Annotated in this window: 6 protein-coding genes and 1 pseudogene; 1 reads left to right on the top strand and 6 read right to left on the bottom strand. The window is 62.5% G+C overall.

What is annotated here, in order from left to right:
* Window positions 1-117: 117 nt before the first annotated feature.
* The 3 genes and pseudogenes from DDD64_RS05180 to DDD64_RS05170 all read right to left on the bottom strand — a co-directional run bounded on the left by DDD64_RS05180 (window position 118) and on the right by DDD64_RS05170 (window position 2,716).
* Window positions 118-501, bottom strand: a complete 384-nt coding sequence (locus tag DDD64_RS05180; protein ID WP_126135344.1) for a hypothetical protein — start codon at window positions 499-501, stop codon at window positions 118-120.
* Window positions 498-662 (bottom strand): annotated as a pseudogene (locus DDD64_RS09045) (type II toxin-antitoxin system HicA family toxin); the annotation flags it as partial. The gene DDD64_RS05180 and the pseudogene DDD64_RS09045, both read right to left, overlap by 4 nt.
* A 482-nt stretch (window positions 663-1,144) precedes the next feature.
* Window positions 1,145-2,716, bottom strand: coding sequence for a uracil-xanthine permease family protein (locus DDD64_RS05170; RefSeq protein ID WP_126135343.1), 1,572 nt, complete (start codon window positions 2,714-2,716; stop codon window positions 1,145-1,147).
* A 409-nt stretch (window positions 2,717-3,125) separates the two neighbouring features.
* On the opposite strand from DDD64_RS05170, the gene DDD64_RS05165 reads away from it, so the two are divergent.
* Complete coding sequence (locus DDD64_RS05165; protein ID WP_126135342.1) at window positions 3,126-3,722, top strand: LytR C-terminal domain-containing protein; 597 nt, start codon at window positions 3,126-3,128, stop codon at window positions 3,720-3,722.
* A gap of 107 nt (window positions 3,723-3,829) precedes the next feature.
* Here the strand turns inward: DDD64_RS05165 and DDD64_RS05160 are convergent, their stop codons facing one another.
* Genes DDD64_RS05160 through rlmB form a run of 3 tightly spaced genes read right to left on the bottom strand, consistent with a single transcriptional unit; the run spans window position 3,830 to window position 6,843 of the window.
* Window positions 3,830-4,378 carry an ASCH domain-containing protein gene (locus DDD64_RS05160; RefSeq protein WP_126135341.1) on the bottom strand — a complete coding sequence of 183 codons (549 nt, stop codon included), beginning with the start codon at window positions 4,376-4,378 and terminating at the stop codon, window positions 3,830-3,832.
* On the bottom strand, window positions 4,371-5,849 hold the full coding sequence (locus DDD64_RS05155; RefSeq protein WP_126135340.1) for a hypothetical protein: 1,479 nt from the start codon (window positions 5,847-5,849) through the stop codon (window positions 4,371-4,373). The genes DDD64_RS05160 and DDD64_RS05155 overlap by 8 nt, the downstream gene beginning before the upstream one ends.
* On the bottom strand, window positions 5,821-6,843 hold the full coding sequence (rlmB, locus tag DDD64_RS05150) for a 23S rRNA (guanosine(2251)-2'-O)-methyltransferase RlmB (RefSeq protein ID WP_126135339.1): 1,023 nt from the start codon (window positions 6,841-6,843) through the stop codon (window positions 5,821-5,823). Before rlmB ends, DDD64_RS05155 begins: the two co-directional genes overlap by 29 nt.
* Window positions 6,844-6,846 lie beyond the last annotated feature (3 nt).

Raw genomic sequence — 6,846 nt, 5'->3', positions numbered from 1 at the left:
ATGTGGATATCCCGGTGTTTGTCAAGTATGCAAGGCTATTGAGGCCGGAAAGCTCAACGACCCGGACTTTGTGTTGGTATAGCGAGGGAAAGTCTGGGTATTAGCAACCATTTCTGTCTATTTACCCGCAAGCTGGCTCACACGCCCCGCAGTAATGCCGAGAGCCGACGCAATGTCCCGCGTAGAGTACCCTTCCTCCCGCAAAACATGTATGGAATGCAAAGTCGCTTCTTGCAGACGCGCCTGTTCAGCTCGGAGCTCAAGGCGCCTGTTCGCGATTGCGAACGCCACGTTGAGCTCCGGACTCAGGCCTTCCCCAGCTTCCAACTGGATATTAAATTTAGCTCCGCTGGGTAAATCTGCAGCAAGAACGATTGCGTCCACCATTCCTTCGCACAGTTTTTTGAGAGTGGGGGCAAAGTCTACCGCTTCGGGATATTCAGCACACTGCCCAAGCCAGTCGCTTTCTTCGCGGGTTACGGTAACGCGATAGGTTCTCATGTTGTGAGCCACCCTTTCCCAAGTATTGGAGCGAGTTGTTTTTCGATAGTTTTCAAGGTTCCGATGCGAATGCCGTAACTTCCGTGTTGTGGAACGGTTGCGAAAACGGTTCGTCCGTCGCGCGTGAGCTTGTAGCGGCGATGTGAGCCTTCTTGCCGGACACACTCGCCTCCCGCTCACTCAATGCGTTTGTTGATTCCTCTCGCCTTCGCGCCCATAAATTTAGTAACTAAACACCAGTGTGTCAAGTCGCTAAACACTCCGACCTACCGGGCCACCAGCAGGGCAGGGTTGTTTTTCCGAGGTGTACTGCGCGTGTACGACAAATGCAGTACAGCTCTGACAACACATAGCACCCCCGCAGGGACGCGTGTGACTCGTGGGGAACTTGTGGGGTACATCGAAATTTGGGAACTTAGGGCACGTCGAAAATAGCGGTTTCAGCCTCACTCTCAGCTCACTCTCAGACCAGCCGTCACAGCCGTCACGGCATAAGCGCCGCGGGGCGGGAAACTTCTTCAGCTTCCCGCCCCGCGTCCATCCATTTATTTATTGAGGCCGACCCAGCTCCCACCCCGGCCCGTACCTTATGTGGCAAAGTCCGGGCCGCCTAGCTGCGCCGTCGTGCTACACCATGCTGCTACTAGTTGCTAGCGTGCGTACCGTCTGCGCCGTGCGAAGCGCCGTGCGAAGCATCGCGCGAAACGTCCGCGCCGCGCGCGCTATCCGCAGCCTCCGGACCGCGGGCACCGCTCGCACCTTCCGCAATCCCCGCAATTTCCACGAGATCCGCAAGCTCCGGGGCACTCTGCACCCGCTGGCTCGCCGGCGTGCGCGCGAGCTTGCCATCAGGCTGCACATCCCAGGACCGCTCCAGGTGACCTTCCACAACTTCGGTACCTGCCGGGGCCGAGGCCGGCGTCGCCGGTTCGAGGGACGTACCGCGCAGGCGCGATACCGCGCGCATGCAGTGGTAGATGATAATGGCACCGAAGGAACCAAGCGCGATCCCCTCAAAGACCATATCCCCCACCACCCAGGTGTAGTTCGCGATCGCAACCACCATCGCCACCGCGGCGGTATTGAGATTGACCGGGTCGGAGAAGTCCACGCGATTCTGCACCCAGATACGCACCCCGAGCATCCCGATCATGCCGTAAAGAATCGTGGCCGCCCCGCCAAGAACCCCGGGAGGAATCGTCGCAACAACCACACCGAACTTCGGGAACATGGACAGCAGCAGGGCAGTCACCGCCGCAACGATGTAGGCCGCGGTCGAGTAGACGCGGGTCGCGGCCATCACGCCGATGTTTTCCGCGTACGTTGTGGTACCCGATCCCCCGCCGGCACCGGCGAAGACGGTGGACAGGCCGTCAGCGAACAGGGCGCGGCCGGTCACGCCGTCCAGATTACGCCCGGTCATCGCGGACACCGACTTCACGTGGCCCACGTTCTCCGCAATAAGCACCAGCACCACCGGTACGAACAACCCGAGGGTGGACACGTCGAAAGCCGGGGCGTGGAAGGTGGGGATACCCACCCAGCTGGCATCGCCAATCGCGCTGAAGTCCACTTCGCCGCGGATGCAGGCGCACACGTAGCCGATAATGACGCCGATAAGGATGGACAGGCGCCCGATAATGCCCTTGAAGAGCACCGTCACCGCGAGCACCGCCACGATAGTGACGACCGCCGTCACCGGCGCCGCCTTGACGTTATTCCAGGCCGCGGGAGCCAGGTTGAAGCCGATAAGAGCCACGATCGTGCCGGTCACCACCGGGGGCATGAGCTTATCGATCCACCCCGCACCGAAAACCATGACGATGAGGCCGACCACCAGCAGGGCCGCGCCCGTCGAAATAATGCCACCCTGCGCGAGCGCCATCCCGTGCGAATCAATGGGTCCGCCGCCCTGGGTGTAGCCGGTCACCGCACCGATGGGCGCGATGAGGGCAAAAGAAGAGCCCAGGTAACTGGGCAATTTTCCGGCGGTAATAAGGATAAAAAGAAGGGTTCCGCATCCCGTGAAGAACAATGTCGTCGAAGGATCGAAACCCGTTAGTAGGGGAACGAGGAACGTTGCGCCAAACATTGCAACAACGTGCTGCATTCCAATGCCGATTGTGGCTGGCCACCCCAGCCGTTCGTCCGGTTGAACCACCTCACCCGGCGCGATGCGCACACCGTCGCCGTGAAGTTTCCATACTTGTGCCATGAATGCTCTCCTCGTTGCTCTTCGCGCGGGTTTACCCGCACATCAGAAGGAATGGGTTCGCAATCTCGCAGTGGCGACCGGGGTACCGCGTGGCGACCGGCCCGTCCACACTCGTTTGAACCTGAATTAGTGTATGGCTTTTTGTGGGCACCGCAAGTCCCGCGCGGCTCGCTTCACAGGTGCGACGACGCCGCTACCGCTCAAAAACTAGGTAAACACTACGTAAACGAGGGGAGATGGGATGTGTCACAATGCCTGCATGAGCATACACCTGAGTAGCCAGCGCACCCACACCACTTAGCCGCCGCGTGCTGGCACCTGCCCCACCACACTCACGCGCACGGCAATGCGGGCTATCTCCCAGCGCGCGCAGCTGCTTTTTTGGGGCCGGTGAACTAGCGTTAAACCCGTGACCCAGCAGCATCTTGGGCCCCGCGAGGCCTACCGTCGTAAGATCCAGCAGCGCCAGACCGTGGTGTTCAGCATCGTGTCCGGGGCGCTCGCGATTGTTTTTGCCCTTTGCCTGCTCATCTGGCTCGGCATTATCCCTTCCCCGCTCAATAAGGAATTCGCCGCCGATCCGGATCCCGATGAAGTCACCATCCCCTGCCTGAGTGCTCCCACCGCCCCGCTGGAGCTCTCGAAAATTAACGCGAATGTGTATAACTCCACGTCCTCGAGCGGACTTGCGGCGGAAGTTGCGCATAACCTCGCGGAAATGGGGGTCACCGTAGGAACGACGGCGAACTGGCCAGCCGGTGTAGATAAATATGGTGCTATTGTGCAGGCCGGCCCCGATGGCCTGGCTGCTGCCTACACCCTAGCCACGTACATTCCTGATTCGGTGGTGGGGTTCTCTAATGACACCACGGGCCAAACAGTCACGGTGATCCTGGGTGAGAAATTCGATGCGCTGCGCAGCCCGGAAGATGCGGCCGCCCAGCTCACCGACGGGCAACTCACCTCCCCGGAAAGCTGCGTGCCGGTCAGCGAAGCGCGGAAGTAGGCGGCACTTTTAGGTGCCCGGCACGGCTCGCGCAGGGCTCCTACACGGCTCCCGCAGGGCTCCCGGCCGGCGTGTGCTTTGCGCGAGGCTAGTTTGCGCGCACCGCGTTATTTTCCGGCCACCGCGCCCGGCCCGAGGTGATCATCGCGGTCCGAGTACAGCACGGTGAAGCGCTCCACCACCACATCACCCGCCGGATTGAATTCCAGCCCGGTGGCTGCCGCTTCCGTTCGGAAAAACTCCGCGTGGGCAGCGCGCCAGCTCTCTAAGCTGCCATCTCCTTCCCCTTCGGCCAGCGCGATATCCGCGCCCACCTCCGCGAAGGGCATAACTTCCACGCTATCGGTGCGGATAAGGGCACGCGGGCGCTCCGCCCCATCCAGCACAATCGCTAAATCACCTTTTTCGGGAAGCGGCACCTCTTCGGCGCGGTAGCTATCCGCCCAGCTCGACGTCGCAGTTTTCTTCCCCGCCACGATAAGCTCCGCGATCTCGGTGGCTTCCGCCGCGGTGAGCCCGAAGCTACAAGCTGGCGGCCGGAAAGCGGAAATCGATTCGCCGCCCGTGATGACTTCGAGCGGGTTGATTTTCCCGCGTGTGACAGCACGGGCCCAAAAAGCTTCGAGGAAGCCTTCTACCTGGGTGTTTTCACTCATGGGGATCCTCCTCGGAAGGTTCGGATGCTTGTGTGGCGAGGCTCGGGTTGAGACCTTCGGCCTCTAGGGCGGCGTTGAGCCACTGGGTGGTAAGAATGCGCACCAGGGCATTCGCGCCCAGTGCCCCGCCCGCGATGGTCAGCGCACGATACCCGCGTTTATTCCAGCGCCGCGCCCCGGCGATAACCATCGCCAAGCCCAGCCCGGCCTGCGCCGACGAAATAATCTCCAGCAGGCGCGGATGATCCAGGTAGAGACGCCGATATACCTTCCACATCCCGGCAGGGGCGGAACCGTAGCCGGATACCTCATACGCCAGGGATGCTTTCATGCGCTCCGGGAAAGCCTGCGGCGTGAAAACGGTAGCCTCCGGAATATCCGCGGCTTCCCGCTCCCCGCGCAGCACTTCGCCCACCGCCGCCGGCAGGCCCAGCACCTCGAGGAAACGCGGCACCGCTTCCGATACCGGAGCGGTAAGCGCCTCGGTCAGATCCCCGGCATCTACCTCGGGGAAATCATCGAGGATACGCCGCACCCGCGCACCCGCGCCGAGTTCTTCCCGGGAAAAAGCCGCGGCGGCGCTATTGGCCTCCACGTGCGGGAGATCCTGGAGGGTATCAAGCCATTTCCAGTAGGTAATCCCGGAGTTCTGCCGGATGACCAGAACAGGGTTGCGCCAGCTCGGCGCCGCCCCCGCGGTGGATAGCACGATGACGAAACCGGGCCGCCGCCCGATCTCCGCATCGCGGGCCAGGGGGACATCTGTCACCATCACATTGGCGTTCCCGTGTTCCAAAACCGCCACCGGCTTTTTGATCCGCGCCGCCAAGCCCGGCACTCGCGCGAAAGGCACATCGGAAATGGCGACCATGGGACCGTTGTGCATGGTGGGGATTTTGCCTTCGTCCCCGGGCAGCAGCGGGGAATCAGAGACCGGCGCATTCTCGCCGGTTTCCCCCGCGGCCGGATCCGCCGCGGCAGCGGCGGCGTCGTCGTTGTGAAGATGAGCATCCGCATAGGCGAGATCCGCTTCGGTCACATCCACCTCACCCAAATCAATATTCGGGTACACGACGTAACCATCCACTTCAATGTGAATTTTGCGCAGCTCATGATCCATTTTTTGAGCGAAATCCACGAGGTTGAGGCCGGGCACAATCCCGGGCTCCTCCGCCTCCGCGCCCGCCTCCGGTTCCTCCTGAGTGGGCGCGCTCTCCGCATACTCCTCGCCCGCGGCACCCGCAAGCCCGGCTCCGGACTCCGCGGCGGCACCCGCCTCCAACACGCTCCGGATCGTGGCCACGCGGCGCCGTTTCCCGGTCACCGCGATCTCAAAACGGAAAATATCGCCGTCGTGATCCCCGCGGACCACCACGCCTTCGCGCGCGAAGAAATCTTCCAACTGGGCGGGGCTGGTCAGGCTCTGGTCGAGCCGCTGCACCTCACCGCGAACCGGCCTCCACTGATACATTGTCCCCTCCGTTCATCCGTGCCCGGATCCGATCGACCTGGTAGAGCGAAATTCCCGTGGCGACCGCAGCGTTGAGTGATTCCATGCGCGCGGCGATAGGAATCGAGGCAATCACATCGCATTTATCGCGAATCAGCCGCGCCAGCCCGCGCCCCTCCGAGCCGGTCACCAGCACCAGCGGGGTATCGGCCAGGCTGAGGTTCTCCACCGTGGTGGAGCCGCCGCCGTCCAAACCGACCACGAAATATCCCATTTTCTTCAGTTCATCGAGCGTGGCCGCCAGATTCGTCACCCGCGCGGTCGGCACAATGGACACTGCCCCGGCCGAAACTTTCCACACCGTGGCATTCACGCCGGCCGCGCGCCGCTCCGGCACGATAACCGCGTCCGCGTTGAAAGCGGCCGCGCTGCGCAGCACCGCCCCCAGATTATGCGGGTCGGTCACCGAATCGAGGGCCACGAAAAGAGGCAGCGGCCCGCCCGCTTCGTGGCGCTCCAGAGCCGCGCGCGCCTCTTCAATTGCATCCGCGTACTCGTAGGGCGGCACTTCAATGGCCACGCCCTGGTGCACGGCGTTCTCCGTCATCCGGTCGAGCTCGCCGTGGGAAACTTCCACGAGCGGCGCACCCAGCGCGGTTGCCTGCGCCACCAGCTCGGCCAGGCGTTCATCACCCACCGCAGAGGTCTGCATAAAGACCCTGGTCAGGGGCACGCCAGCCCGGACCGCTTCGCGCACCGGATTGCGCCCGCAAATCAGTTCGTGCCCGGGCGCGGTATGCAAATCGCGACGCAGCTTCATGCTAGAACGCTCGCGCGCCTCCGCTTGCGCCTTGCGAGCATCGCGCACCTGCTTTTCTTTATACGCCTTGTGGTAGACCCGTTCCTCCGCTTTCGGGGTGGGGCCCTTGCCCTCCAGGCGCCGGCGGTTATTCCCGCCCGAGCCGACCGTGGCGCGCTTCTTGCCCTTGGGGCGCCGGGTGCGTCCGTCTCCCATATT

The organism is Actinotignum sanguinis, assembly GCF_003957255.1.
Taxonomy (GTDB): domain Bacteria; phylum Actinomycetota; class Actinomycetes; order Actinomycetales; family Actinomycetaceae; genus Actinotignum; species Actinotignum sanguinis.
Note: the sequence above shows the minus strand (reverse complement) of the source record. Positions and strands in the feature narration are given on the sequence as shown.